Here is a 24627-nt window from a genome sequence, read left to right as displayed (position 1 = left end):
CATGGGCAGGCTCGCTGGCAAGGTCGCCATTATCACGGGCGCGGCGCAGGGCATGGGCGAAGCCCATGCCCGGCTGTTCGTGCGGGAAGGCGCACAGGTCGTGCTGACCGACGTGAACGAGGCGGGCGGAACGGCGCTGGCCGCGGAACTGGGCGATGCGGCGCTCTTCCTGCGCCACGACGTAGCCCTTGCGCAGGACTGGACCGACGTTGTCGCTACGGCCGAAAACCGTTTCGGCCCGGTGACGGTGTTGATCAATAATGCGGGCGTCATCGGCCCAGTGAAGGGCCTGCTGGATTTTGAGGAGGCCGAGTTCCTTCAGGTCTGCGCGATCAACCAGTTGGGCGTCTTCCTGGGCATGAAGGCGGTGGTCCCCGGCATGATCGGGGCAGGTGGCGGTTCAATCGTCAACATCTCCTCGATCGCGGGGATGCTGGGCACCAAAGAATCCTCAAACGCAGCCTATTGCGCCAGCAAATTCGCCGTGCGCGGCATGAGCAAGCTAATCGCAACGCAGTTTGGCTATGCCGGCATCCGGGTCAATTCGGTGCATCCGGGCTATATTTTGACGCCGATGATGATCGCCGCGACCGACGAGCATGGCGGGGGCGCGGCTGCCGCCATTCCCCTCGGTCGGCTGGCCCAGCCTTCGGAAGTGTCCAACGTCGTCTTATTCCTGGCGTCGGACGAAGCCAGTTTCGTGTCGGGGGCCGAACATGTGGTCGACGGCGCAATGATCGCCGGTTGACGGCGCAACAAGAGGAAGGCCCGGCAAGCGGCCTGCATAACGGATCTCGCATAAGCGTAGACGGGAGGTGAGGATAACATGAACAGGACGATTTTTGCGACACGGGTTTCCGTGTTGGCCCTAGTGGCGACCCCAGTGTCAGCTCTGGCCCAAACGGCCCCGGCCGCATCACAGGCACCTGCGGCCCCGGCCGCCAGCAGCGTCGATATCATCGTCACCGCCAACAAGCGCGAGCAGTCGGTGAACAGCGTGGGCCTCACCATCACTGCGGCGTCCTCGGAGGAATTGTCGAACCGCGGCATTTCCGGGCCGGCGGACTTGGCGAAGCTGGTACCGGGCTTCACCTTTACCCAGTCGATCTACTCGACCCCGGTCTTCACCTTGCGGGGCATCGGCCTCTATGATGCGACCTTTGGCGCGGCACCTTCGGTGTCGGTCTATACTGACCAGATTCCACGCAATGTGCCGGTCATGTCGGATGCCCTCGACCTCGATATTGAGCGTGTCGAAGTGCTCAAAGGACCGCAGGGCACCTTGTTCGGGCAAAGCTCCACTGGCGGCGCCATCAACTATATCGTGGGCAAACCGACCGACGCTTTCGCTGCCGGGTTCGACGCCTCCTATGAACGGTTCAACCGCGCCGAACTGTCCGGTTTCGTCAGCGGACCACTGGCTGACGGCTTGCGCGCTCGCCTGGCGGTAAAGGGCGTATCAGGCGGTGCCTGGCAGCGTAGCCTATCGCGGCCGAACGACGAAAATGGCGACCAGCGCAAATTCATGGGGCGGTTCACCCTGGATATCCAGCCGACCGAGAAGTTGAAGATCGAACTGATGGCGACCGGATCACGCGACCGCTCCGACCCTCTCGCCCCGCAATATGCCGGCACCACGCTGAACCTCTATCCCGACCAGGCGGCCGCCGCCGCATCGGGCAATCCCTTTGCGCAGGTCGATGCCCAGCGATATGCGGATCTCACTACCCCGACATCGGCAGGTTACGATGCCTCTTTTCTCGGACGCCAGTCTGTCGTCGTCGGTCGGATGAATGGCGCAGATGCCGCCAAAGCCGCCGGCGCGCGCGCCCTTCTGGGCACACCGGTCAGCAGCCGAGCGCGGGACGCGGAGTGGACGCAAGGCCTTCTTGGACAGTCGGACAACAGCTATTATCAGTTCGCGGGTCGCGCCGATCTCGACCTCAGTGACACGCTCAAACTGACCTATATTGCGGCGCTGGCAAAGCAGAAGCTGGACTATAACCAGGATCTGGACGGCACCGCCGCCCAAGTGGTCGATGTGCCTTTGTTCGGCGACGTGCGATCCTTCAACCAGGAACTGCGCCTGTCGCTGGACACGGACAGCTTCAACGGCATCGTCGGAGCCAGCTATGACAATCTACGCACGTCGCAGAACAACTTTTTCTATCTGGGCGATTATTCCGCGAACGCCGACCTCATATCGGTCACGTTCAACGAGTTCGACTCCCGGATGCGCAGCTACGGTCTGTTCGCGAACGGCGAATATCAGGTGACGCCGCAACTGACCGTACAGGGTGGCATCCGCTATACGAAGAACAAGCAGGAGGCGAGCTACTGCTATAGCGACCCAACGGGCACCGGCGCGGCCGTCCTGTTCGGTGCCGCCCTTAACAGTGTGCCAATCACGATTGCGGCGGGCCAGTGTTTCCCGACGACGGGCGACCTGCTGCTTGGTACCGCGGCATCGACGTTGACGCCGGTCAACCAGTCGCTGTCGGAGGATAATATCTCCTTCCGTGTCGGCGCCAACTACAAGTTCGACGGCGGCGCTCTGATCTATGCGACCGTCAGCCAAGGGTATAAGGCGGGCATCTTCTCGGCGATCGGTGCGTCGCGTGCGAACCAATATAGCCCCGCGACGCAGGAAAAGGTGATCGCCTATGAAGGTGGCTTCAAAGCGCCGTTCGCCAATGGTGCGCTGCAATTCAATGGGGCGGCCTTCTACTACGACTATTCCAACAAGCAGGTGCGCGGCCGCGTGCAGGATGTCATCTTCGGCTTGCTGGAGAAGATGTTGAACGTCCCCAAATCCTATGTCTTCGGTCTGGAAGGCGAACTGGTCGCTCGGCCGACCCAGGGCCTGCGCCTCAGCGCGGGCGCCACATATCTCAAGAGCAAGGTGACTTCGGATTATTCCGCCACGGCCGACGGGTTCGCCGTTTACAATGCGGCCGGCTATACCGGTAATTTCAAGGGATCGGAACTGCCCTATACCCCCAAGTTCAGTGCCAATGTCGACGCGCAATATAGCGTGCCGGTGTCGGACAGCCTGGAGGCATTCCTGGGCGGCGGACTCACCTATCAGAGCAGGCAGAACACCACTTTCCACAATGACGGACTGCCAGCCGACGACTTTACGATCGACGGCTATGCCCTGCTCGATGTGCGGGCGGGCGTGAACAGCAGCGACGGACGGTGGCGCGCGAGCATCTATGGGCGCAACATCACGAACAAATCCTATGTGACCGCCGTTTCGACCTATCTCGACACGCTTATTCGCTATCGGGGCAAACCGACCGTCTATGGCCTGTCGCTTTCCTACAAATATTGAACTCTCCCGCGGGGCGCGGCGGCCGATCCGGTCGGCGCGCCCCTCTTTTTCGGAAGGTGCCGATGACCGGACATGATTTTCCTGATGCGCTGAAACAATTGCTCGACGAGTTTTCGCGGTCGGGAATTAGAGAATTGCATATCCGCAAGTCGGATTTCGAACTCTATCTATCGTCCGATGCGTCGGCCGCGCGTCCGCGGGCCGCCATGACTGTCGTCGCGCCGGTGTCCGCGTCGCCCACCCAACCCGCCGCGACACCGAAGCCGATCGCAGCGCCCATCGCACCTATATCGTCGCTGCCGGATGACGCCGTCATCATCAATGCGCCGAACCTGGGCACTTTTTATCGTGCACCCAAGCCGGGTGCCGCCAACTATGTCGAGGTAGGATCGAAAGTGCAGGCCGGTGACGAACTCTGCCTGATCGAGGTGATGAAGCTCTTCACCGCCGTTCGCGCTGGCACGTCGGGCACGGTCCATGCCGTCCTCGTCGAGGATGGCGCCATGGTCGAAGGCGGCCAACCCCTGTTTGCGCTGGTGAGGGACTGATGCCGATCAAACGACTTTTCGTGGCGAACCGGGGCGAAATCGCGCTCCGCATCGTCGGCGCCGCGCAGGCGCTCAACATTGAAACGGTGGTGGCCGTGTCGGACGCCGACCGCGATAGTGCGGCGGCCCGGCTGGCCGATCGGTCGATCGTGCTGGGTCCGGCGGCGGCCGCCAAATCCTATCTAGACCCGCGCCTGATCGTCCATGCTGCCAAGGAAAGCGGCTGCGACGGCCTGCATCCGGGCTATGGTTTCCTGTCCGAACGCGCGATCCTGCCGCGCCTGTGCGCGCAGCATGGTATCGCCTTTGTCGGGCCGGAACCCGATGTCATCGACGCACTGGGCGACAAGCTGCGTGCGCGCGCGATGGCCGGCGCGGCGGGCGTGCCGCTGGTGCCGGGCAGCGAGTGCGTCGCCTCGGCCGCTGATGCGCGGCGGGAAGGTGACCGGATCGGTTATCCGGTATTGCTCAAAGCGTCTGCCGGCGGTGGCGGGCGTGGCATGGTGATCGCGAACAATGGCGACGAGGCGGAAGCCGGCTTTCACAAGGCCAGCGCGGAGGCGGTCGCCGCATTTGGCGACGGCACCCTGTTCATGGAACGCTTCGTGCCGGAAGCGCGCCATGTCGAGGTGCAGTTGATGGGCGATGGCAAGGGCCAGGTGCTGCATTTCGGCGAGCGCGACTGTTCGGTCCAGCGCCGCTACCAGAAGCTGATCGAGGAAGCGCCCTGCGCCGCGATGCCCGATCATCTGCGCCGCCAACTGCACGAGTCCGCCGTCGCGCTGGCCGCCAGCGTCAATTATCGTAACGCCGGAACCGCAGAATTCCTGTTCGATGTCCAGCGGCAGGAATTCTATTTTATCGAGGTCAATGCCCGTATTCAGGTGGAGCATCCGGTGTCCGAAGCGATCACTGGCTTTGATCTGGTGCAGGAACAGATCCGCATTGCCGGCGGCGCGGACCTGTCCGTCAGCCAGCAGGACGTCAAGATTAGCGGCCATGCCATCGAATGCCGCATCAATGCGGAGGATGCCGCGCGCGACTTCCTGCCCAGTCCTGGCCGCATCACTCGCTGGGAACCGCCGCAGGGACCGGGCATCAGATTGGATAGCCATATGTCTGCCGGAGCCATGATCCCGCCTTTCTACGACAGCATGGTGGGCAAGCTGATCGTCCATGGCAGCGACCGGGCTGATGCTATCGCCCGGCTGGCCGACGCGATCGACAATTTCGTGGTGGAAGGCGTACCGACCACGCTGCCGCTGCACCGCGCGATCATCGCCCATCCTGATTTTATCGAGAACCGCATCCACACCCGCTGGCTGGAACAGGTTCTTCTCCCCGACTATGGAAAGAAGGCGGCATGATAGCCGAAAAAGACCCGGTGATCGCGGCGATCGATGATGCCCGCGCTCTGCTCGACACGCTGCTGACCAGCGGCTGGCTGCAATTGCATGTCGCGTCCGGCGAAACGGAGATTTTTCTGGCGCGCGATGGCGGCGGGACCAATCCGATGCGGATGATTGCGGCCGCACCCCTCATTGCGGCTCCCGCGGCGCAGGCTGGCCCCGAAACCGCAGTGCCGGTGCCTCATGTCGCTACGCTGGAGCAGGCCTTGGCGGCGGGTACGCAGGTGGTTGCTGGCCAGACGGTCGCAACCGTTCGAGTGCTGGACGAGCAGGAGGATATAGCTGCGCCGGTTTCCGGCACGATCGTCCGGGTGGACGCGGTGCCCGGCGTGCTGCTGGAATATGGCGCGACCCTGCTGTCGATCGCGGCGGTGGCGTGATGAGTGCTACCATCGCAAAAGTCGCCATTTGCGGCGCGGGCGCCATGGGATCGGGCATCGCCCAGGTCGCGGCGCAGGCGGGGGCTTCCGTTCTGATCTTCGACGTTAATGTACAGGCGCTGGAGACAAGCCGGACGCGAACGCTGGCCGATCTCGACAAGCTTGCCGCGCGCGGCAAGCTGTCGGTGGACGACGCGCGTGCGATCGTCGAGCGAATGCAGTGGGTATCGACGCTGGATGCGCTGACCGACCGTGAGCTGGTGATTGAAGCGATCGTTGAGGATGCGGACATCAAGGGCCAATTGTTCGAACGGATAGAGGCGATCATTGCATCGGACGCGATTATCGCTACCAACACCTCATCCCTGCCTATTTCCCGGCTTGCGCGTAGCCTCAAGCAGCCCGACCGGTTCATCGGCATGCATTTCTTCAACCCGGCGACCGCGATGAAGCTGGTCGAGGTGATTTCCGGCGCGGCGACCGACTTGGTGGTGGCGGCGCGGGTCAAGGCAACGGCGGAAAGCTGGGGCAAGGTCGCGATCCCCGTTACCGACGTGCCCGGCTTCATCGTCAATCGCGTGGCGCGACCCTTCTATGGCGAGGCCTTCACTGCGCTGAACGAGGGCGCGGCAAACGCCGCGGCCATCGACGCCCTGTTCCGCGCGGCGGGCTTCCGCATGGGGCCGCTGGAATTGACCGACCTAATCGGCCAGGATGTCAACTTTGCCGTCGCCCGTTCGGTCTTCGATTCTTATTTCGGTCGCACCCGCTTCGTGCCGCAACTGCGCCAGGCGGCGCTGGTCGATGCCGGCTGGCTTGGGCGCAAGACGGGCAGGGGGGTCTATGACTATCGCGATGGCGCGCCTAAGGCGGTTGACCCTCAGGTGCCGGATGCGACTGTCACCGATGCGCATCGGCTAGCGGCTGCCGCAATCAAGGATGCCACGCCCGGCACTTTCCTGCGCTGCGGCGCGCTGTTCGTCGGCACGACCCAAGGACTGACCGCGCGGCAAGAAAGCAAGGCCTTGGGCGCGCCGGTCATCCTGTTCGACTGGTCCCCGGACGATGCCGCCGGGCCGATCGGCTTCACATTGTCCGACGAGAGGGCACGGCCTGAGGCGCACGGCCTGCTCGCGGCGCAATCGCGTGCCGGCGTGGAAGTCGCCGACCGGCCGGGCATGATTGTCGCACGGACGCTGGCGCAACTCGCCAACGCCGCCGCCGACGCGGTGCTGGAGCAGGTGGCCGACGAGGCGGGTATCGACGCGGCGCTGCGTTACGGTGCTAACTATCCCTATGGCCCCTTCGCCTGGGCCGACCGCTACGGCCGCGCGGCGCTCGTCCGCTTGCTCGACGGCATTGCAGACGGCACTGGCGAGGCCATGTATCGGCCATCCCAGTATCTGAGGAACGGCGCATGAACATATTGCTGATTGAACCGATCGGCGCCCATGGGCTGCTGCTGCGCCTGAACCGGCCCGAAAAGCGCAACGCGCTGGCGACCGACCTGCTCGGCGGAGTCGCCGATGCGCTGGACGCCGCCGCTGCCGATCCCGCTATTCGCGCAGTCGTCATTACCGGCGCGGACCGTTTCTTCGCGGCCGGCGCGGACATCAACGAACTGGCGGCGCGCGATACCGGCGGCGCGCTCGCCGATCCCCGCCCGGCGATCTGGACGCGCATTCGCGGCTTTTCCAAGCCGCTGATCGCGGCAGTCGAGGGATGGTCGCTGGGTGCCGGGAACGAACTGGTCATGTGCTGCGACTTGGTCGTGGCCGGCAAAGGGGCGAAATTCGGCCAGCCCGAAACCAATCTCGGCATCATTCCCGGCGCCGGAGGCACCGCGGTTCTGCCACGGCTGGTCGGGCGCAGCCGCGCGATGCGGATGGTGTTGCTGGGCGATCCGCTGTCCGCCGCCGAAGCGTTGCAAGCGGGCCTCATTGCACAAGTAGTCGAGGATGGACAGGCGCTGGCGGTCGCGACGGACCTTGCCACCCGCATCGCCGCCCGCGCGCCACTGGCGATGCAGCAGGGCAAGGCCATGGTCCGCGCGACTTTCGAAATGCACCAGTCCGCGCATCTGCTGATGGAACGCCAGGCCTTTTCCGCGCTGTTCGGCACCGCCGACAAGCGTGAAGGCACCACTGCCTTCTTCGAGAAGCGCGACCCGCAATGGAGCGGCACATGAACCATCCATCCCGGCTGGCCGCAGCATCCGCCCAATCTGTAACGGAGACATCGCTGCCCGACATATCGCGCGAGACCGTCGCCGCCCTGTTCGATTTGCCCTTCCTGGATCTGGTGGCGCAGGCCCATGCCGTGCATCTGCGCCACCATCCGCGCAACGCCGTGCAACTGTCCACCTTGTTGTCCATCAAGACCGGTGGCTGCGCCGAAGATTGCGGCTATTGCAGCCAGTCCGCCTTTGCCAAGAGCGGAGTGAAGGCGCAAAAGCTGATCGACGCCGACACGGTGATCGCCGCCGCACAAGAGGCGAAGGCCGGCGGTTCCACCCGCTTCTGCATGGGCGCGGCGTGGCGCGAACCCAAGGCGCGCGACATGCCCGCGCTGCTCGACATGGTGCGGCGGGTGAAGGCGCTGGGCCTGGAAACCTGCATGACGCTCGGCATGTTGAGCGGCGATCAGGCCGATGCACTGGCAGAAGCCGGGCTCGACTATTATAACCATAATATCGACACCAGCCCGGACTATTATGACCGGGTTATCACCACCCGCAGCTTTCAGGACCGGCTCGACACCCTGGACCATGTGCGCCAGGCGGGCATGGCGGTATGCTGCGGCGGCATCTTGGGGATGGGCGAAACGCGCGAAGACCGAATCAGCTTCATCCATGCGCTTGCGTGTCTTCCTGAACCGCCCGACAGCGTTCCACTCAACGCGCTGGTCCCAATCCCTGGCACTGTGTTGGGCGACATGCTGGCCGACACGCCGCTGGCGCGCATTGATGAGATCGAATTTGTGCGCACGGTTGCGGTGGCGCGGATCACCATGGCACATAGTGTCGTGCGCCTATCGGCCGGACGGGAAAGCATGAGCGAGGCGGGACAGGCGCTCTGCTTCATGGCCGGTGCCAACTCCATTTTCACCGGCGATCGCCTGCTGACGACCAGCAACAATGGCGGCGATGCCGATGCTGCGCTGTTCGCGAAGCTCGGTCTTGCGCCTTCGAGCTGATGGAGGATGCGTTTGCGCACGCGCGTCACCGATCTTCTGGGCATCCGTTATCCCATCGTGCAGGGCGGAATGCAAAATGTCGGCTATGCGCCACTGGCAGCGGCGGTCTCCAACGCCGGCGGCCTGGGCATGATAACCGCGCTGACCTTTGCCGATACAGGCGCGCTGGCGCAGGAGATCGCGGCCTGCCGGGCACTGACGGCGGAGCCCTTCGGCGTCAACATCTCCGTCTTCCCGACCATGCGGCCGCCAGATTATGGCAGGATCGTAGACGCGATCGCCGATGGCGGTGTGACGGTGGTCGAGACTGCCGGCACACCAGCAGTCCGGGACGTTTGGGATATGCTCTTGGCGCGCGGCATCCGCGTTATCCATAAATGCACCTCGGTTCGCCACGCCTTGTCGTCGGAACGCCATGGCGTGCACGCCGTGTCGATCGACGGTTTCGAATGTGCAGGACATCCGGGCGAGGATGATGTGCCGGGCCTGGTGCTTATCCCTGCCGCCGCCAATCGCCTGTCCGTGCCCGTGCTGGCGAGCGGTGGTATCGCCGACGGCCGCGGGCTGGCCGCGGCGCTGGCGCTCGGCGCGGACGGTGTGACGATGGGTACCCGATTTTGCGCGACGCGCGAAGCGCCGATCCACGATAATGTCAAGCAGGCCTATGTCGATAAGGATGAGCGGGACACCGACCTCCTCTTCCGCCCGTTCCGCAATTCCGCCCGCGTCGGCCGCAATGCCGTTTCCACAGAAGTCCTCCGAAGGACGGCGGTGCCCGATGCCGTCTTCGCTGATGTCGCGGAACTGGTCAGCGGACTGCGCGGTAAGGCGCTGCTGCAATCGGGTGAGATCGACAGTGGCATCTATTGGGCCAGCATGGCGCAGGGGTTGATCCACGACATACCCAGTTGCGCCGATCTGATAGACCGCATGATCGCTGATGCGCGTGCGATCATCACGGACCGGCTGGTGGGGATGGTTCGCGGCTAGCCCGACTTATGTTTTTCACCCTTTTGCGTCTTTCGGTCAATCACGAACGCGATTGCTTCTTCTGCCGTTCCAGCGCGGCCAACACGCCAGCTTCGCTTTCGGGATGCTCCACCAAGGCAGACGACAGCTCCTGCGCCTCCAGATAGGCATCCATCCATTCCGACCCTTCCCAGGTCAGCGACGCCAGCTTGCGGGCGCGCAGCGTCGGCATGCTCTTGCGCGCCATCTGGTTGGCAAGGTCCAGCGCGATCGGCAGCACGGCCGGGGAAGGAACGACATAGTTGAAAAAGCCTGTGGATTCGAGTTCCCGCGCCGTAAAGGTGCGGCCGGTGTAGATCATCTCGCGGACCTTGGCTTCGGGCATACGCAGGCTCGCGAACAGGCCTGCGCTGCCGCCGACCAGCCCATAATCGACTTCGGGGCAGGCGAAGCGCGCATCCTCAGCCGCGATGCGCAGGTCGCACATGCCAGCCAGCATCACGCCAACGCCCACCGTCGCGCCGCGGATTGCAGCGATCATGGGTCGGTCGATATGATGGAAACGGGGCAATTGTGCGTTGATGAACTGATAGCGTTCCTTGCGCTTTTCCGCTGTCATTCCTTTAAATTCGTGCAAGTCCGCGCCGCCGCACCAGGCGCGCGCATCGTCCGGCGCGGTGATGACGATGACCCGGACCGTCTCGTCCGCCGCGACATGGTCGGCAAAGCGGCCAATCTCCTCATAGACGGAGAGAGACACGGCGTTGACCGGCGGGCGCGAGAAGGTGAGCAGTCCCACCCCATTGTCCCGCACATCGAGCGTGAAAGCGCCGAAGCTGTGGCTGACGGTCATGCCGCGTTCCTTCTCACGCGATTTCCAACGCCAGTTGCAATTCCACGCCTGTCATGTCGCGCAGTTGGTCGATCGTCAGTCCTGGCACCATTTCGATGACGTGCGCGCCCGCCGGCCCCACGTCGAAGATTGCGACATCACTATAGATACGCGACACGCAGGACAGGCCTGTCAGCGGATAGCTGCATTGGGCGACCAGCTTGCTCTCGCCGGCTTTGGTTAGCAGGTCCATCATCACGAACACCTGCTTGGCGCCCACGGCCAGGTCCATCGCGCCTCCCACGGCCGGAATGGCTTCCGGCGCACCTGTATGCCAATTGGCCAAGTCGCCGTTGACCGACACCTGGAACGCTCCAAGGACGCAGATATCAATATGCCCGCCGCGCATCATCGAAAAGGAATCGCCATGGTGGAAGAAGCAGCCACCCGCCAGCAGCGTCACCGGCTGCTTGCCAGCGTTGATGAGTTCCCAGTCGGTATCCTCTTCGGCCGGTGCCGGTCCCATGCCCAGCAGGCCGTTTTCGCTCTGCAAAAAGATGTCGCGTTCCTTCGGCAGGAAATTCGCCACCCTGGTCGGCAGGCCGATGCCCAGATTGACATAGGCGCCCTCTGGAATATCTCGCGCCACGCGTGCGGCCATTTCTTCACGGTTCATCCGCTGCATGATGCTTGTCTCCTTCAGGCCGCAGCCGCGACGGTTAGCGGTGCGACCTGCACGACCCGATTGACGAAGATGCCCGGCGTCACGACCGCTTCGGGATCGAGCGCACCCAATTCCACGATTTCTGCCACCTGTGCGATCGTCGTCTTGGCAGCCATCGCCATGATTGGACCGAAATTGCGCGCTACCTTGCAATATATGAGATTGCCCCAACGATCGCCAGCGCGCGCCTTAATTAGCGCGAAGTCGGCATGGATGGGATATTCCAGCACATAGTTGCGCCCGTCTATTTCGCGGGTTTCCTTGCCCTCCGCCAGCAGTGTGCCATAGCCGGTCGGTGTGAAGATGGCGCCCAGACCCGATCCCGCGGCCTGGATACGCGCGGCCAGATTGCCCTGCGGCACCAGTTCCAACTCGATCTGTCCGGCACGATAGCGGGCATCGAAATGATGCGAAGCCGCCTGCCGCGGGAAGGAACAGATGACCTTGCGTACCCGATTAGCCTTAATGAGCGCCGCGATGCCTGTTTCGCCCGCGCCCGCATTATTGCTGATGATCGTCAGGTCGCTTGCGCCATGTTCGATGACCGCCTCCATCAGTTCGTGAGGCGCGCCGGCATCGCCGAAGCCGCTGATCATGATGGATGCGCCATCACGCAGACCGGCGATCGCGTGCTGCAGCGAAGGACTGATCTTGTCAATCATGCGAAACTCCTCTCACTCTCATCTTTCTGTTCTGCACATACCCGATAATATTTCAGTTTATGGCAAGGGTGCGGTCTTTATTTTCGGGGCAGCATCTGCGTCGCCCCATATCCAACATCGACATATAACAGAGCATCGGGCTGCTCGCCCTGCAGGACAGTATCGATCCGGCAGATGAAGAGGCGGCGCTTGCCGTATACATTCTTGGCTTGCAGTACGCATTCGAACGCTGCGCCGCCGCTTTTTTTTTAATTGGTTGCCCCAATCTGCCGACGTCCAGTCGCCTGCGATAAAATGGTCCTTGCCCGGCAAGCCATGTTGAGCGGAAAATATCGCAACGACCGCTGAATCCCTGGCAGGTACGACATCCACACTGAAGGCGGTGGCCTGAACAAAGTTCGCGCAGTGGGTGGAAGGCTGCATAAAAATCTTAATCCGATTAAACGTCGGATATTAATAGAAGTGATATACGATGGAGGCAAGCTTCAATTGAAGGGACTGGGCAAGGCGGCGGGCTCAGGCGTCGGCATTTATGCAAATTATGCAAATATCGTGGCAGGGGCGAAATATAGAGACAGAGCCTGGCCCCGCTTTGCGGGGACCGGTCGCGCCTTTGCGGTCACCGCATCGCTGAACTGCGCAGCGGTGAAATAGCTGGTGTAGCGTGGCACTGGACAGCCAGCAGGTTGGAATGACAGCGGAACATGTCAAGAGGCCTGCCACGCCGGTCTAATTGTGCATGTGCGCCGGGCGAACAGGACCGCCAATGATCGCAATTTTCAGGGACGGACGCAGGCAGTGCGTTCCGCGATCGTCTCGGTCTGTTCAAAGATGCCTCCCCCTGTTCCAGCGTGACAAGAAGCCATCTGTGAGGAACTGTCTGCCCTTTAGGGGCAACAACACGGCGTCGCATGAACGATTTAATGCAGGAGGGTGACCCCTACGGCCACCAGCCAAGTTACGTCGGATCAGATCGCAATTTCCAGCGAGTTACAACATTGTTGGTGCCGCGAAAGCTGGCGTCTCAGGCAGCGGCACATAACATCTGCGCCATGCGCGGCGGCTGGACCTACATAATGACCAACAAGCCGCGTGGCGTGCTGTATGTCGGTGTGACCAGTTCACTCCATGCGCGCGTTGACCAGCATCGGCGCGGGGGTGGATCGGATTTTTGCCGTCTATTTAATCTACATCGTCTCGTTCTGGCCGAGCGCCATGATCATATCACGGACGCCATAGCGCGCGAAAAGGCGACCAAGCATGGAAGCGTGAATGGAAAATCCGGTTGATCGAAGAACACAACCCAGAATGGGGCGATCTATTCGGCCTCCTCGTCTAGCGGCCTCAGATGCCAGCCTTCGCTGGCACGACGGGCGTTTTGCATGGTAGAGTTGCGCGATCAGTACTGGCCATCGCTCGTCATCTCCCCTAATCACACGCACCGCTTGACGCCCGCCGTCATCGCCTTCCAGACTCGCGCGTACGTGTGAGGCATCAAAGTTCGGGGCCGTAAATGCAGCTTGTCATCGTTGAATCGCCGGCCAAGGCGAAGACTATCGAAAAATATCTGGGCGGGGATTTCCATGTGCTCGCCAGCTATGGCCATATTCGCGACCTGCCTGCCAAGGACGGATCGGTGGACCCGGACGACGGCTTTGCGATGTCGTGGGAAAATTATGGCGACAAGGGCAAGCAGCTCAAGGCCATCAGCGATGCCGCCAAGAAGGCGACGCGCCTCATCCTCGCGACTGACCCTGATCGCGAAGGGGAAGCGATCAGCTGGCATGTGCAGGAGGTGCTGCGCGCCAAGAAGGCGCTGCCCGCGGTCGTGGACCGGGTGACGTTCAACGCGATCACCAAGGCGGCAGTCCTGGACGCGATGGCCAAGCCGCGCGCGTTGGACGAAGATCTGATCGACGCATACCGCGCGCGCCGGGCGCTGGACTATCTGGTCGGCTTTACGCTGTCGCCTGTGCTGTGGCGCAAGCTGCCCGGTGCGAAGTCGGCGGGCCGCGTGCAATCCGTTGCGCTGCGGCTGGTGGTCGAGCGCGAGCGCGAGATCGAATCCTTTAACCCGCAAGAATATTGGTCGGTCGCCGCCGAAATGGAGCAGGACGGCACCGCCTTCACCGCGCGTCTCGTCCGCTGGAAGGGCGAGAAGATCGAGCGGCTGACGATCGGCAAGGAAGGCGACGCGATGGCCGCCAAGGCCGATGTCGAGGCCGGGCGCTTCACCGTCGAACGGGTCGAGACCAAGCCGCTCACGCGCAACCCCCCGCCGCCTTTCACGACGTCTACGATCCAGCAGGAAGCCGCGCGCAAGCTTGGCTTCTCGGCCAGCCATACGATGCGGATCGCGCAGCAGCTCTACGAAGATGGCGCGATCACCTATATGCGAACCGATGGCGTGCAGATGGACGGCAGCGCCATTTCCGCCGCGCGCGCCGCGATCGCGCAGCGCTATGATGGCGGTTATGTGCCGGACAAGCCGCGCATCTACCAGACCAAGGCGAAGAATGCGCAGGAAGCGCATGAAGCCATCCGTCCGACCGATTTTTCGCGCGACAAGGTGGGCAGCGGTGACCATGCGCGGCTCTATGACCTGGTGTTCAAGCGGGCGCTCGCCAGTCAGATGGCGTCGGCGCGGCTGGAACGCACTACCATCGACATGAACGACGCCACCGGCACGCATACGCTGCGCGCCACGGGGCAGGTGGTGATCTTCCCCGGCTTCCTCGCTTTATATGAGGAAGGGCGCGACGATAGCGATGATGAGGACGGCAAGCTGTTGCCCCGCATGGCGGAAGGCGATGCGCCAGCAAAGAAGAAGGTCATGGCGGACCAGCATTTCACGCAGCCGCCGCCACGCTATTCCGAAGCCAGTCTCGTCAAGCGGCTGGAGGAGCTGGGGATCGGGCGTCCGTCCACCTATGCCTCGACGTTGCAGGTGCTCAAGGACCGCGACTATGTGCGGATCGAAAAGAACCGCTTTTTCGCCGAGGAGAGTGGGCGGCTGGTAACGGCCTTTCTGGAGCGTTTCTTCGAACGCTATGTGTCCTACGACTTCACCGCAGGCCTTGAGGACGAGCTGGACGATATTTCCGGCGGCCGGGCCCAGTGGCAGGAAGTACTCGAAGCTTTCTGGCGCGATTTCAAGCCCAAGACGGCGGAAATCATGGAGCAGAAGCCGTCGGACATTACTGCCGAGCTGGACAAGTTCCTGGAGCCGATGCTGTTCCCGCCCAAGGCCGATGGCAGCAATCCGCGCGCCTGCCCGCTGTGCGCGGACGGGCAATTGTCGCTGCGGGGCGGGCGGTTCGGCGCGTTCATTGCCTGCTCCAACTATCCCGAATGTAAATTCACGCGGAAGTTCGGCCAGCCGGGCGGCAAGGATGGCGAAGATAGCGGGCCAGAGGTGCTAGGCCAGCATCCCGAAACCGGGCAGGACATCGTCAAGAAGGTCGGCCGCTTCGGCCCCTATATCGAGATGGGTGAGGGCAAGGAAGCCAAGCGCGGGTCGATCCCCAAGGATCTGCCCGATGGCGAACTGACGCTGGACTGGGGCATCAAACTGCTCAGCCTGCCGCGCGAAGTCGGTTTGCACCCTGAAACCGGCCTGCCCATCGTGGCCAATATCGGCCGCTTTGGTCCCTATCTGCTGCATGACGGCAAATATGGTCGCCTGGCCAATACTGCCGAGATATTCGAAGTCGGCATGAACAGTGCGGTCGTGAAGCTGGCCGAGGCGGCGACGCGCGGGCCGCGCAGCGCCGGGCGCGAGCCGTTGAAGGTGCTGGGTGCCCATCCGCGCACCGAGCTGGAAATCAAGCTGATGGAAGGGCGCTACGGCGTCTATGTCACCGACGGCACGACCAATGCGACCCTGCCCAAGACGATGGACAAGGATGCACTGACGCTGGAGGAAGCCGCGCAACTGATCGACGCCCGCGCGGCGGCGGCCCCGGCCAAGAAGGGCGCGAAGAAGAAAGCCGCGCCCAAAAAAGCTGCACCGAAAAAGGACGCTGCCAAGAAGGATAGCGTGGCAAAGAAGCCTGCCGCCAAAAAAGCACCGGCAAAGAAAAAAGTAGCAGCGGCGGAATAGGCACGCGGTCAGGCCGCGAGGCGCACCTGATTGCGACCGCCGGTCTTGGCCGCATACATGGCCAGATCGGCGCGATGGAGGCTGACTTCGATCGGTACGGCGGGATCGCCTGCGCTGAGCCCAATGCTGGCAGTGGCGCGCACGATCCGCCCTGATGGCGCGCGGACGCGAAGAGCCTGGATCGCGGCACGCACATGCTCCGCGCGGCGTTTGGCCTGCGCACCATCGCAGCCGGACAGGCATATGGCGAATTCCTCGCCGCCCATCCGGCCGCAGATGGCATCTGGACCAAGCGCCTCGCGAATTGCCTGGCCGACGGCCTGCAACACCGCGTCACCCGCCTGATGACCATGATCGTCATTGAATTTCTTGAAATGATCAATGTCGATCAGCAAGAACCAGATATCCGATTTGTCATGCAGCGTGGCGGCGCGATCAAAAAAAGCGTTGCGGGTCAGCAGGCCGGTCAATCCGTCAATCTGGGCCAAAAGCGCCAATTCGGCGACACGCTGCTCCAGTTGCTCGCGCAGGCGCTGATTTTCTGCGGCCTGCCGGGTCAGCAGCAGGCAGACGGGTGTTGACAAACTGGCCGCGCAGAAAATGCCCACGACGAAAAAACGCGGCGGAATGAACATGCCGGGGATGGCCGACACGATGGCCATGATGACCATTGTTCCGATGACGGAAATGCCGATGCACGCGACGATCTTCTGTTTCGGGCCCATGAACCGGGAGCGTAACGACAGAAGGTAAACAAGCCATTTCCGTTAAGGGAAGGAATATTACTCCACCCAATCCAACCCGATGTCGCGATAGATGCCGCGATCATTCTCCCAGTCTTCCTTAACCTTTACATGAAGATAGAGATGAACCTTCACGCCAAGCAGCGCTGACAGTTCTTCGCGCGCCTTCGATCCGATTTCCTTGAGGCGCTGGCCGCCCTTGCCCAGCACGATCGCGCGCTGGGTCGGACGACCGACCAGGATCTGCTGGTGGATTTCGACCGATCCGTCCGGCCGTTCCTTATATTGCTCCGTATCGACGGCGGTGGCGTAGGGCAGTTCGGCGTGCAACTGGTGATAGAGTTGTTCGCGCGTGATTTCAGCCGCGAGCATCCGGTCTGTGGCATCGGACACCTGATCCTCCGGGAAATGCCATGGACCTTCGGGCATGGCAGCGGCGAAGGCGGCCTTGAGTTCGGGCAGGCCATCGCCGGTTGCGGCCGATACGAAGAAGATTTCATCGAAGCCCAGCGTCTCGTTCAGCTTCTCGGTATGGACGAGCAGCTTTTCCTTGATGGCGATATCCACCTTGTTGAGGATCAGCCACTTGCGTTCGCTGCGATGCTTGAGCGATTCAATGATCGGCTCCAGCTTGGGGCCGCGCCCGGCCTTGCCATCCACCACCATCGCGATCAGGTCAGCGCCCTGCGCGCCGCCCCAGGCCGCTTGCACCATCGCGCGGTCCAGCCGCCGCTTGGGCGCAAAGATGCCGGGCGTATCGACCAGCACGATCTGCGCATTGCCCTCGATCGCGACACCCATGACGCGGGTGCGCGTGGTCTGCGCCTTGGGACTCGTGATCGCCACCTTCTGCCCCACCAGCGCATTGACCAGCGTGGACTTGCCCGCATTGGGCGCACCGACAACGGCGATGACGCCACAGCGCTGATTTTCAGTAATGCTTGTCAAAACTACTCCGTTCGCCCTGAGCCTGTCGAAGGGCCTTACTCGTCTATCTTTGATCGCGCCAATATGGAGATCAAAGACCAATCTTCACGGATCAGCGCCAGCTTCTTTGCCCGGCTCCAACCCTTGATCTGCCGCTCGGCTTCCAGCGCCTCTATACGTGTGCCGAACGATTGCGACCAGACCAGTTTCACCGGCAGGCGCGTTTGCGTGTATCCGGTGATTTGGCCCGCTTCATGCCGGCCGATGCGTGATGCCAGATTATCCGTATGACCCACATAAAAGCTGCGGTCGGCGCAATGGAGCATGTAGGTCCAGAAGGGCTTCGGAACATCAAGCCTTCAAAAGAAACCGTTCGGGCTGAGCTTGTCGAAGCCCTGCTCTGTTATTCAGAAGATAAGGACGGCCCTTCGACAGGCTCAGGGCGAACGGATTTTTCAGCTTCCTCTACCCCGCCAGCTTCTCCAGCAGCGCCGCCGCTGCCGCTGTTTCCGCTTCCTGCTTGGACCCGCCGGTCGCGCTGGCTTCGCCCGCGCCCTTGATGCTGACCGTCACGGTGAAGCGCAGCGCATGGTGTGGGCCGGAGCGGTTCATCATCACATATTCGGGCGGCTTGCGCTTGTTGGCGGCGGCCCATTCCTGCAGCGCGGACTTGGGATGGCGCGGCGCCGCGGTCTGGGTGTCGACCCGGTCGGCCCACAGGCGGCGGACCAGCGTGCGCGCTTCCTCCAGCCCGCCCTCCAGATAGAGCGCACCGATCAGCGCTTCCATTACGTCGCCCAGAACATTGTCGCTATTGGCGGCGCCATCGTCGCGCGCCTGTTTGCCCAGCACCAGATGCGTCGGCACGCCCGCCGCCCGTGCGACCTCGGCGCAGGTTTCGCCCGACACCAGTGCGTTGAACCGGCGCGACAGCTTGCCTTCGGGTTCGCCGACAAAGCGTTCGAAGACCCATTCGGACACCAGCAGGCCCAGCACCCGGTCGCCCAGAAATTCCAGCCGCTCATAATTATCCGGCTTGGCGCTGCCATGGGTCAGTGCCTGGTGGAAGGGCGCAGGGTCGCGCGGTGCGCGGCCGATCAGCGCCTTCAACCAGCCTGTCGTATCAGGCCCATGGACGCTCAATTTCAAAAGCCTTCCCCGATTCGGCTCCAGCGCGCGGCAGTGAACCAGGTCCAGGGCATCAGCCAGTTGGCGCTGCCGTCGGTGGAGAAGACCGAGATCATCGCCTTGCCGACCAGATTTTCCTCCGGCACCAGCCCAATGCCGCCGCCTTCGACCGCCGGGAAGCGGCTGTCAGCGCTGCGATCCCGATTGTCGCCCATCATGAAGAGATGGCCTTCGGGCACCAGCACCGTGTCGCGATCGTCCGCTGCGCCGTCGGGCACAAGGTCGAGGACATTATAGCTGCGCGCCGGATAATCCTTGCCCGCTGGCAAGGTCTCGCGGAACTGCGGATAACGGCATTGCTTGCCCCCGCCCGCTGCCGGTTCCTCGAAATCGGGCCGATAGCAGGGCGAGACGGCCCCTTCCTTGGCTGCGGCGTCGATCATGTTCGGCGTCACCGGAATGACGAGGTCGGCGACCTTCTGCTTGGGCACCGCGGCGCCGTTCAGATAGACCGTGCCGCCGCGCACTGCGATCATGTCACCGGGCAGGCCGATGACGCGCTTGATATAGTCGTTCTTCTGGGTCGGCGGTGCCTTGAACACCACCACATCGCCGCGTTCGGGCGTGGAGGCGAAGATGCGGCCGGGGATCAGCGGGACGCTGAACGGCAGCGAATAGCGCGAATAGCCATAGGGCCATTTCGCCACCAGCAGATAGTCGCCGATCAGCAGCCGTGGCTGCATCGATTCCGATGGAATGTTGAACGGCGAAATGATGAAGCTGCGCAGGATGAAGACGAACAGGCCCAGCCTGGCGAGGAACCATAGGAAGTCCCGCGTTTCCGATTTTGCAGTCATGGGTGGTCGTCTTGTCCCTTGGATGCGCCGACAACGCGGCCGTGGCGGCTTGTGAAGCCTGGCGTCGGGCACGTCAAGCATGTCCTTGACCATGCAAAGCGCGCAAAAATTGGGTAAGGACAGGAAGAATCGACCGGTGCAGCGTCGATCTCGACCAACGTCATAGGGGACCATCGCATGCCCAGCACTGCACTGGCGGCCATCGCCGCACTGCCTATCGCTGATCTGAAGTCCATTTTCACGACCGATCCCGACCGTTTATCCAAGCTGGTATTGTCGCAGGGGCCGATCCGGTTCGACTGGTCCAAGACCCATCTGACCGACGAACTGATGGTGCACTATCTCGATCTGGCCCAGGATCAGGGCTTCGCCACGCGCCGCGATGCGCTGTTTGCCGGTGAGGCGGTCAACAACACCGAAGGCCGCGCCGCCGAACATACCGCCGAACGGGGCGAGGGTAATGCCGACAGCGTGGCGCAGGCCAAGGCGCTGCACAACCGCATGCGCGCGCTGATCGACGCGATCGAGGCGGGCGCGCTGGGCGAGATTCGCCACATATTGCATATCGGCATCGGCGGGTCCGCGCTCGGCCCCAAGCTGATCGTCGATGCGCTTGACGGCGATGGCGTGCGTTATGATGTGGGGATCGTCTCCAACGTCGATGGCACCGCGCTGGAGCGGGCGATCGAGGGCTTCGATCCGCACACCACACTGATCGCGATCGCCTCCAAGACCTTCACCACCAGCGAAACACTGCTGAACGCCGCCAGTGCGATCAACTGGATGGTCGAGGGCGGCGTGGAAGACCCCTATGGCCGGGTGATCGCACTGACCGCCGCGCCCGACAAGGCGATCGAATGGGGCGTCGATGAAACCCGTATCCTGCCCTTCGCGGAAAGCGTGGGCGGGCGTTATTCGCTCTGGTCCTCGATCGGCTTTCCCGCCGCGCTGGCGCTGGGCTGGGATGCCTTTGAAAGCCTGCTGGAAGGCGCGGCTGAAATGGACCGGCATTTCCGCCTGTCCGCTCCAAATGAGAATATCCCGCTGATCGCCGCCTTCGTCGATCAATATTATAGTCGCGTCATGCACTGTCAGACCCGCGCCTTATTCGCCTATGACGAGCGGCTGGCGCTCTTGCCCTCCTACCTCCAGCAGTTGGAGATGGAGAGCAATGGCAAGGCGGTGCAGCTTGATGGATCGCCGGTGGATGGCCCCACCGCCGCCATCACCTGGGGCGGGGTCGGCACCGATGCGCAGCATGCGGTGTTCCAGCTGCTGCACCAGGGGACGATCCTCTCGCCGGTCGAATTCATCGCCTCGATCGAGCCGGGCCATGCGCTCGACCCGGCGCATCATCGCGCGCTGCTGGTCAACTGTTTCGCGCAAGGCGCGGCGTTGATGCGCGGCAAGGACAATGACGCGGACCCGGCCCGTGCCTATCCCGGCAACCGGCCATCGACCACGATCCTGCTCGAAGACGTCACGCCCCATGCACTGGGCGCGCTGATCGCTTTCTACGAGCATCGCACCTTCGCCAATGCGGTGCTGATGGGCATCAACCCCTTCGACCAGTTCGGCGTCGAACTGGGCAAGGAGATCGCCAAGTCGATCGAGGCGGACGGGGCCAAGGGGTTTGATCCTTCGACCATGGCGCTGATCGAACTGGCGCTGGGGGAATAGTTCCTCCCCGGAACGGGGAGGGGGACCAGCCGCAGGCTGGTGGAGGGGGCGGGCGGCTAATGCTGTGCTTGGGGCAATCCCCCTCCACCACCGCCTGCGGCGGCGGTCCCCCTCCCCGCAAGCGGGGAGGAAGTGATTGTAACCCGCCACCGCACCCGCCATATCCCCCGCAACCAAGCGGAGGCCAGGCATGAGCGACTATGATTTCGACCTTTTCGTCATCGGTGCAGGATCGGGCGGCGTGCGCGCCTCGCGCGTCGCAGCGGGGCATGGCGCGAAGGTTGCGGTGGCGGAGGAGTTTCGCGTCGGCGGCACCTGCGTCATTCGCGGCTGCGTGCCCAAGAAACTGCTCATCTATGGTGCCCATTTCGCCGAAGATCTGAAGGACGCCCGCCGCTTCGGCTGGAACGTGCCCGATTGCGGGTTCGAATGGGCAACGCTGCGCGACAATGTGCTGGGCGAGGTCGATCGGCTCGAAGGTCTCTATAAAAATACGCTCGATAGCCATAAGGTGGAGATGATCCCTGAACGCGCGACCGTGACCGGCCCGCATAGCGTCAAGCTCGCCAGCGGGCGGGAAGTTACGGCGAAATATATCCTGGTCGCGACTGGCGCCTGGCCGATCCTGCCGGATATCGAAGGCGCGGAACATGGCATCACCTCCAACGAGGTGTTCCATTTGGACGAATGCCCCAAGCGCATCGTCATCGTCGGCGGCGGCTATATCGCCAATGAATTTGCCGGCATCTTCCATCAGTTCGGCAGCCATGTGACCATCGTCAATCGCTCCGGCACGCTGCTGCGCGGCTATGATGAACAGATTCGCGACCGATTGCTCCAGATTTCCATGACCAAGGGGATTAATTTCCGCTTCAATGCGAAGATGGAGAAGATCGAGAAGAATGACGACGGCACGCTCTGCGTCCGCTTCAAGGACGGTGATCCGGTCGCCGCCGATGTCGTGCTATTCGCCACCGGGCGCAAGCCGCATACCGACGGTCTTGGGCTGCACAGTGCGGGCGTCGATCTGGCCGACAATGGCGCGATCAAGGTCGATGAGTATAGCCGGTCGAGTTGCGAGAGCATCTATGCAGTCGGCGATGTCACCGATCGGCTGCAATTAACGCCTGTGGCGATCCGCGAGGGCCATGCCTTTGCCGACACGGTGTTCGGCGACAATCCGCGCACGGTCGATTATGACTGCGTGCCGTCCGCCGTGTTCAGCCATCCGCCGCTGGCAGGCGTCGGCCTCACCGAAGCGCAGGCCAAGAACAAGCTGGGCACGGTGCGGGTCTACACCTCCGACTTCCGGCCGATGAAATATGTGCTGGCAGGCCGCGAGGAGCGGGCGCTCTACAAGATGATCGTGGACGCGACGACCAACAAGGTGGTCGGCCTGCACATGATCGGCCCCGACGCGCCGGAAATATTGCAGGCGGCAGCCGTCGCGGTGAAAGCGGGGCTTACCAAGCAGGATTTCGACGACACCGTCGCTCTGCACCCCAGCATGGCCGAAGAATTGGTGCTGCTGAAATAATGCGTTCGTGTTGAGCGTAGCGAAGCCGCTGCACCTCAATCAACGGAGGGCTTCGACAAGCTCAGCCCGAACGAATTTTTCAGGTCGCGGCAAACGTCACCACCAGCGCGTCGCGCCAGGCGGGGCGGGCGGGGTCGTGCGGGTGGATTTCGGTTACGCCGTGCAGGATGCGGCGATCGTCGATCAGCATGGCGTCACCCGGTTGCGCCAGCATGAATTCGCCGAGCGACGTGCCGTCGGGTGCGCCGATGCGGGTGATGCCTTCGCGCACATTATTGCGCTCGACGAGCATGACGAAGACGTGATCGACGCCATCTCTATGCAGCCCTTCGGGTGTCGGGCGGCCGACTTCATCGGGCTTCGCTTCGATGCGGAACTGGTGCACTTCGACATGCCAGCGACCCTGGGCCGCCGGGTCGAACTGGGCGGCGCACAGGGCGAAGATCGCTTGGCAGACCGGATTGTCGACGACCGCCTGTTCGACCGGATCGAACCAGCGCTGCACGTCGCCGTTGAGCGGGTTGTAGTCGCGGCTTTGATAATGGGGCTGGTGCGGCATCCGCGCGAACGCGCCATGGTCGCACAGGAAGACGGCATGGCGGCGGCGGCGATAGCGGCCGCCGTCGGCCATGTAGAGATCGGGGCCGAGATCGTTCCAGCTGGCGGCGAAGGCGCGCCAATCGGTCGCATCGGCATGCAGTCGCGCGATCGTGTCGTGCCCCTCCAGCCGGGCATAGCCGATGGCGGTCATGCTGTCGCTAAGGGTGCTATCGGGCAGGGGCGGGTGGTTGGTCATGCAAGGGGCCATAGTGCCCCCCGTCAACGAACGACAGGGCCATTTGCCCCCAGCCGGATCGTGCGCTTCAATGTCGGAAGAAGAGCGTTAGCGAGGCGACATGATTGACGGCGGTGCGTCCGCCGCGCTGATCGACCACTTGCGCGAGATAGCCGACCTCCGCCGTGGAGGCGCCCGGCAGGCCCAGTTCCACCCCGACGAAGCCGCGCGCCTGATCAAAGCTGCCTTTCACGCCCCAGTCGGTGTCGTTGAGCGCCACGAACCCTTCGGCATAGACCAGCGCGTTGACCGCATCACTGCCCGGCCGCAGCGGCTTTTCGTAGCGGAGCATTTCGCGCACGCGCCAGCCCATATCGTCGCCGTCCGATCGCCAGCGCTGTTCCAGCCGGGTGCGCGACATGAGTTCGCCGCCCCAGGGTTTGCCCAGTGTCCAGTTAAGTTGCTGGAAACTGCGATCCTCGTTCAGATCGGTGCCGTTTTCGACTGGCGACACGATATGGGCATAGCCCTGATAGACGGTGATAGTCGGGGACAATTTCCAGCCCAGCGCGCCGCGAAAGATCGCCTGATTGACCCGCGACACGCCATCGCCGACGCGCGGCTGGATTTCGGCAAGATAGACGAGGTCACCCTTTACCGAACCCATCGCGGTCAGGTTGAGCCAGACCTGTTCGTCCTGGCTGGTCTGCGCCTGGGCAGGCATGGCAAGACCTACGAGACAGGCGGATAATGATAGGCAGAGGCGGCGCATGGGCGCTCCTTCAAACGGACGGGAGAAGGATGGCCCGTAGGTTCGCTTCGTTT

General features: G+C 62.8%; 22 protein-coding genes and 1 pseudogene. 13 read left to right on the top strand and 10 right to left on the bottom strand.

Annotation, left to right across the window (positions count from 1 at the left end; all coding sequences use genetic code 11):
• Position 1: 1 nt before the first annotated feature.
• The 9 genes from J2W40_RS04120 (at position 2) to J2W40_RS04080 (ending at position 9856) form a co-directional block, all read left to right on the top strand.
• Entirely contained in the window at positions 2-748 is a 747-nt protein-coding gene (locus tag J2W40_RS04120) for a glucose 1-dehydrogenase (RefSeq protein WP_310222117.1), read from the top strand.
• Between the two features lie 78 nt (positions 749-826).
• Positions 827-3334, top strand: coding sequence for a TonB-dependent receptor (locus J2W40_RS04115; RefSeq protein ID WP_310222116.1), 2508 nt, complete (start codon positions 827-829; stop codon positions 3332-3334).
• A gap of 62 nt (positions 3335-3396) precedes the next feature.
• A complete protein-coding gene (gene accB / locus J2W40_RS04110) occupies positions 3397-3882 on the top strand; it encodes an acetyl-CoA carboxylase biotin carboxyl carrier protein (RefSeq protein ID WP_310222115.1) in 486 nt (161 codons plus the stop codon).
• Positions 3882-5249: an acetyl-CoA carboxylase biotin carboxylase subunit gene (locus J2W40_RS04105; protein WP_310222114.1), complete on the top strand. Its 1368-nt coding sequence runs from the start codon at positions 3882-3884 to the stop codon at positions 5247-5249. Before accB ends, J2W40_RS04105 begins: the two co-directional genes overlap by 1 nt.
• The gene (locus J2W40_RS04100) at positions 5246-5671 is read left to right on the top strand and encodes a hypothetical protein (RefSeq protein ID WP_310222113.1); all 426 of its coding nucleotides are present in this window, start codon (positions 5246-5248) and stop codon (positions 5669-5671) included. The genes J2W40_RS04105 and J2W40_RS04100 overlap by 4 nt, the downstream gene beginning before the upstream one ends.
• A complete protein-coding gene (locus J2W40_RS04095; RefSeq protein WP_310222112.1) occupies positions 5671-7092 on the top strand; it encodes a 3-hydroxyacyl-CoA dehydrogenase NAD-binding domain-containing protein in 1422 nt (473 codons plus the stop codon). Before J2W40_RS04100 ends, J2W40_RS04095 begins: the two co-directional genes overlap by 1 nt.
• The gene (locus J2W40_RS04090) at positions 7089-7859 is read left to right on the top strand and encodes an enoyl-CoA hydratase-related protein (protein ID WP_310222111.1); all 771 of its coding nucleotides are present in this window, start codon (positions 7089-7091) and stop codon (positions 7857-7859) included. The genes J2W40_RS04095 and J2W40_RS04090 overlap by 4 nt, the downstream gene beginning before the upstream one ends.
• Entirely contained in the window at positions 7856-8866 is a 1011-nt protein-coding gene (gene bioB, locus J2W40_RS04085; RefSeq protein ID WP_310222110.1) for a biotin synthase BioB, read from the top strand. Before J2W40_RS04090 ends, bioB begins: the two co-directional genes overlap by 4 nt.
• A gap of 6 nt (positions 8867-8872) precedes the next feature.
• The gene (locus J2W40_RS04080; protein WP_310222109.1) at positions 8873-9856 is read left to right on the top strand and encodes an NAD(P)H-dependent flavin oxidoreductase; all 984 of its coding nucleotides are present in this window, start codon (positions 8873-8875) and stop codon (positions 9854-9856) included.
• Positions 9857-9896: 40 nt separating this feature from the next.
• On the opposite strand, the gene J2W40_RS04075 is transcribed toward J2W40_RS04080, so the two are convergent.
• Genes J2W40_RS04075 through J2W40_RS04065 form a run of 3 tightly spaced genes read right to left on the bottom strand, consistent with a single transcriptional unit; the run spans position 9897 to position 12053 of the window.
• Positions 9897-10688, bottom strand: coding sequence for an enoyl-CoA hydratase/isomerase family protein (locus tag J2W40_RS04075; protein WP_310222108.1), 792 nt, complete (start codon positions 10686-10688; stop codon positions 9897-9899).
• Between the two features lie 13 nt (positions 10689-10701).
• Positions 10702-11352, bottom strand: a complete 651-nt coding sequence (locus tag J2W40_RS04070) for a 3-oxoacid CoA-transferase subunit B (RefSeq protein ID WP_310222107.1) — start codon at positions 11350-11352, stop codon at positions 10702-10704.
• Between the two features lie 14 nt (positions 11353-11366).
• The gene (locus tag J2W40_RS04065; protein ID WP_310222106.1) at positions 11367-12053 is read right to left on the bottom strand and encodes a 3-oxoacid CoA-transferase subunit A; all 687 of its coding nucleotides are present in this window, start codon (positions 12051-12053) and stop codon (positions 11367-11369) included.
• 1052 nt (positions 12054-13105) lie between these two features.
• On the opposite strand from J2W40_RS04065, the pseudogene J2W40_RS04060 reads away from it, so the two are divergent.
• Positions 13106-13392, top strand: a pseudogene (locus tag J2W40_RS04060) (GIY-YIG nuclease family protein).
• Between the two features lie 174 nt (positions 13393-13566).
• The gene (topA, locus tag J2W40_RS04055; RefSeq protein WP_310222105.1) at positions 13567-16155 is read left to right on the top strand and encodes a type I DNA topoisomerase; all 2589 of its coding nucleotides are present in this window, start codon (positions 13567-13569) and stop codon (positions 16153-16155) included.
• An 8-nt stretch (positions 16156-16163) separates the two neighbouring features.
• Here the strand turns inward: topA and J2W40_RS04050 are convergent, their stop codons facing one another.
• From J2W40_RS04050 to lepB, 5 genes are all read right to left on the bottom strand, one after another.
• Positions 16164-16880 carry a GGDEF domain-containing protein gene (locus J2W40_RS04050; RefSeq protein ID WP_310222104.1) on the bottom strand — a complete coding sequence of 239 codons (717 nt, stop codon included), beginning with the start codon at positions 16878-16880 and terminating at the stop codon, positions 16164-16166.
• 57 nt (positions 16881-16937) lie between these two features.
• Positions 16938-17846 carry a GTPase Era gene (gene era / locus J2W40_RS04045; protein ID WP_310222103.1) on the bottom strand — a complete coding sequence of 303 codons (909 nt, stop codon included), beginning with the start codon at positions 17844-17846 and terminating at the stop codon, positions 16938-16940.
• A 35-nt stretch (positions 17847-17881) separates the two neighbouring features.
• A complete protein-coding gene (locus J2W40_RS04040) occupies positions 17882-18151 on the bottom strand; it encodes a GIY-YIG nuclease family protein (RefSeq protein WP_310222102.1) in 270 nt (89 codons plus the stop codon).
• 139 nt (positions 18152-18290) lie between these two features.
• Entirely contained in the window at positions 18291-18974 is a 684-nt protein-coding gene (rnc, locus tag J2W40_RS04035) for a ribonuclease III (RefSeq protein ID WP_310222101.1), read from the bottom strand.
• Positions 18971-19810: a signal peptidase I gene (lepB, locus tag J2W40_RS04030; protein ID WP_310222100.1), complete on the bottom strand. Its 840-nt coding sequence runs from the start codon at positions 19808-19810 to the stop codon at positions 18971-18973. Before lepB ends, rnc begins: the two co-directional genes overlap by 4 nt.
• 177 nt (positions 19811-19987) lie before the next feature.
• On the opposite strand from lepB, the gene pgi reads away from it, so the two are divergent.
• Positions 19988-21490: a glucose-6-phosphate isomerase gene (gene pgi, locus J2W40_RS04025; protein WP_310222099.1), complete on the top strand. Its 1503-nt coding sequence runs from the start codon at positions 19988-19990 to the stop codon at positions 21488-21490.
• 190 nt (positions 21491-21680) lie between these two features.
• Entirely contained in the window at positions 21681-23027 is a 1347-nt protein-coding gene (gene gor / locus J2W40_RS04020) for a glutathione-disulfide reductase (RefSeq protein ID WP_310222098.1), read from the top strand.
• 79 nt (positions 23028-23106) lie between these two features.
• On the opposite strand, the gene J2W40_RS04015 is transcribed toward gor, so the two are convergent.
• Positions 23107-23823: a 2OG-Fe dioxygenase family protein gene (locus J2W40_RS04015; protein WP_310222097.1), complete on the bottom strand. Its 717-nt coding sequence runs from the start codon at positions 23821-23823 to the stop codon at positions 23107-23109.
• A 67-nt stretch (positions 23824-23890) separates the two neighbouring features.
• A complete protein-coding gene (locus tag J2W40_RS04010) occupies positions 23891-24574 on the bottom strand; it encodes a DUF2490 domain-containing protein (RefSeq protein WP_310222096.1) in 684 nt (227 codons plus the stop codon).
• Between the last annotated feature and the right edge of the window lie 53 nt (positions 24575-24627).

Origin of the sequence: Sphingobium xenophagum (assembly GCF_031457465.1) — a bacterium.
GTDB classification, from domain to species: domain Bacteria; phylum Pseudomonadota; class Alphaproteobacteria; order Sphingomonadales; family Sphingomonadaceae; genus Sphingobium; species Sphingobium xenophagum_A.
The sequence above is the reverse complement of the archived record's forward strand: the minus strand, read 5'-3'. Positions and strand labels throughout refer to the sequence as shown.